This is a genomic window from Candidatus Obscuribacterales bacterium (assembly GCA_036703605.1).
GTDB lineage: Bacteria > Cyanobacteriota > Cyanobacteriia > RECH01 > RECH01 > RECH01.
On the sequence record DATNRH010000349.1, the window covers coordinates 1 to 3,110 of the forward strand.

Below are 3,110 nucleotides of genomic sequence, written 5' to 3' on the forward strand. Positions count from 1 at the left end.
GATTGCAGCCATTGCACCGCATCGCGACTGAGGGACTCCCACAAGGTTGTCACCGCGTCTGCACCATGGGCATCCAGTAATTCCGGCACGTTCATCTGTAGACCCATACCGTGGAGATTAAAACACTGTTCTTCCCACCAGCCAGTGCAAACTTGGGGGGATAGTTCCTGACCACGGGGCGATCGCAGCCGCTGCACCACGGCTTCATTCTCTCCCTGCAAACCGACGACATCCCCGAGAATATAAAGAGAGTCTACCGTTGACCAGCGCAGATCGGCTAGCACGGCCTCATAGGCCGCTAAATTACCTTCAATGCCGCTTAAAATTGCCCATTGTCCTGTCATAGGTTGCTCTTGGATAATGTTGTAGATCGGAGGGAAGAGGCTGTGTTGTAATGCGCTGTTGGGGATAGCCGTAATGAACGGTTTTGTAGATTTGTAGGATGCGTTAGTAACTCATCCTACAGGTACTTATGAAACTTTAATGTGTAGTTGATGTGTTACGCTAGCGCTAACATATCCTACCGATCACTTATAGGGACTTCTGCTTATCGCTGACAGACATGTCCTGGATCATCGGCTCGTTCTGCAAATTCTAGCCCTTGGGCTAAACGCCAAGCAAAGATGGGTGGCAATCCTTGCTCGATGATAGCAGCACAGGTGCGCTGGTAGTCATAGGGAACTTCCCGTAAGGCAACTTGGGCTGTATCGGTGTCATAAATAACATAGGTTGCGTTAGGGCGACCATGGCGGGGCTCTCCTACAGAACCAGCATTAATAATCTGTTTCACCGGCGTTGTGAACTGGTGGGTGGTGTTTGGATGGTTGGGTTGATGCACCCGCACGGAGAGATGACCTTGATCCAGCCGGCGCACGTAGGGGACATGGGTGTGGCCACAGAATAGGGTGTCAGCTCCGGTGGCAAACACTCGTTCTAAGGCGGCGAAGTTATCCATACTTGGCAGCAAATATTCATGCTGGCTATTGGGACTACCATGGACAAAACAGAGGTTATCTCGTTGCAAACTCATGGGCAACGTTGCTAGATAGTCGCGTACTTCAGGATGGATCGCTTGATTCGTCCATTCATGGGCTAGGCGTCCGCGTTTTTCGGCAAGTTGGGAAGGGTAGCTACATTCGCAGGCATTCAGCCCTTCCACAATATCTTCATCCCAACAGCCTTGACAGGTGGGGATATCTAGGGAGCGGATCATTTCTACAACGGCATTGGGATGGGGGCCATAGCCCACCAGATCGCCAAGACAGTAGATTTGATCCGCTTGCTGATCATCTATATCGGATAGGACAGCATTGAGTGCTTCATAATTCCCGTGAATGCAGGATATAACGGCAAGTTTCATCGTGTTCTCCTCATGGTTCGACCGAAAAATTAGGCTGTTGCCTCGACGAGTTGGCGCATCTGTTGCTGATATTGGGCGATCGCTTCATCGGGCAAACAAGCATCCACAATCGCCTGAGCGATCGCCTCTTGATCTACAGTCCATCCAATCACCTCAATGCCACTGAAGCGATCGGGACGTCCATCCAACCAGCGCGGAATCATCAGTTCCGTATATTCACTGCCCGGCAAACCGTTCACAAAATCGATATGAAAGGCGCGCCCATCCGGCATTTCAAAGATTCCCTTAGCCCGATGCACCTGACCATAGGCTCCACCGATGATCTCGTTCCATACCGTATCTAAACTGGGTGGATCAAACACCTGACCCGTGAGGGGCGATCGCCAAATTGCCGGTAGATCGGGGTGATCAGCGATCGCTATCTCATTGCCAGGAAGCACCTCATCTGCCCAGCCGTGCCACTCCGAATCGGTGAAAGTTATGGGCAGGATGGCGACGCGATGGCAAGGTAGAGATGCCAAAAAGGATGAGGTTAGATCAAGGTGAAAGCCAAGCTCTACAAAGACTTGGGCATCGTCTGGCAGGTTGCTAAACACCTGAGTGACTTGGTCGTCTGGAATCACCTGCACCCAAGGAAACTGATAGGCAATACGGGCTAAGTCTACCGAAATAGTTCCCAGACCTGGACAAAAATAAAATATTGGCCGGGATTGATCGGCAAAAAACTGACTCATCCAAGCCGTTTTTCCGCTGCCCGACGGGCCAGCAACTGCAATCATAGGGGAGGAAGACATGGGAATTATGGAGATGATTAACGGAGCAGAATAGGCGTGATCATATCAGAGGCTTGACAATCCATCAGCTCTTGGCGCAACTGCTCGGCATCCAGCCGCCGTCCAATAAACACCAGTTGGTTCGCGTAGGGCGAGGAATTCCAAGGCTCCACGTCTAGGGTACAGCGCTTACCGCTAAGCTGAAAAATATGTTTATGCTGGCTTTCGGCAAACCACAGCAGCCCCTTAGCCCGAAAGATATCGATGGGCAAGCGGTTCAAGAAATCCTCAAATTTGCGCAGGGAGAAGGGGCGATCGCTCTTGAAGGACACTGACACAAAGCCATCGTTTTCGAGGTGATGGGAGTGGCGAGGATCGGCATGGTCGTGGTGATCCTCGCCGTGATGGGTATGGTCGTGGTGAGCGTGAGCATCATGATCATGGTGATGGCTCTGGCCGTGATCATGAGCTGGAGCCGGTTCATCCAAGGAAATCAGCTCATTATAGGTGCTTGGATCGTGAAAGCCCACATCTAACAGCAGCGGTAGCGGCACCTCTCCGTGGTGGCATTGAATGATGCGAGCGCCATCTTTGATGTCGTGGATGTGCTGTTCTAGAGCATCTACCTGTTCAACTGAGACTAAATCTGTTTTGTTGAGTAAAATAATATCGCCATAGATCACCTGTTTGAGTGCCGCCTCGCTCTCAAAATGGCTGGGGGTAAACTCTGAGGCATCGACTAAGGTAATCACGGAGTCTAGACGAGTCATATCCCGCAGCTCCGTTCCTAGGAAGGTCAGCATAATCGGCAGTGGCTCAGCAATGCCGGTGGTTTCAATCACCAGATAATCAATTCGATCGGTTCGCTCTAGAACATTGTAGACAGCTTCAACGAGACCATCATTGATGGTGCAACAGATACAGCCATTGCTCAACTGCACCATATCCTGATCGACGGAGACGAGCAGTTGGCTATC

At 51.2% G+C, this 3,110-nt stretch carries 4 protein-coding genes; all 4 read right to left on the reverse strand.

Annotated features, from left to right (window positions below; all coding sequences use genetic code 11):
• Positions 1-344: hypothetical protein (locus tag V6D20_07415; GenBank protein ID HEY9815612.1), on the reverse strand; the 344-nt coding region annotated here is incomplete at its 3' end.
• A gap of 203 nt (positions 345-547) precedes the next feature.
• Positions 548-1,360 (reverse strand): metallophosphoesterase family protein, encoded by an 813-nt coding sequence (locus V6D20_07420; GenBank protein HEY9815613.1) that lies wholly within the window; start codon positions 1,358-1,360, stop codon positions 548-550.
• Positions 1,361-1,389: 29 nt separating this feature from the next.
• The gene (locus tag V6D20_07425; protein HEY9815614.1) at positions 1,390-2,154 is read right to left on the reverse strand and encodes a hypothetical protein; all 765 of its coding nucleotides are present in this window, start codon (positions 2,152-2,154) and stop codon (positions 1,390-1,392) included.
• Between the two features lie 17 nt (positions 2,155-2,171).
• A partial coding sequence (locus V6D20_07430) for a GTP-binding protein (GenBank protein HEY9815615.1) occupies positions 2,172-3,110 on the reverse strand: 939 nt, incomplete at its 5' end.

What these genes read in the sequence shown, in the direction of transcription:
- V6D20_07425 (HEY9815614.1), bottom strand. Translation starts at nt 2,154, where the DNA reads ATGTCTTCCTCCCCTATGATTGCAGTTGCTGGCCCGTCGGGCAGCGGA.
- V6D20_07420 (HEY9815613.1), bottom strand. Translation starts at nt 1,360, where the DNA reads ATGAAACTTGCCGTTATATCCTGCATTCACGGGAATTATGAAGCACTC.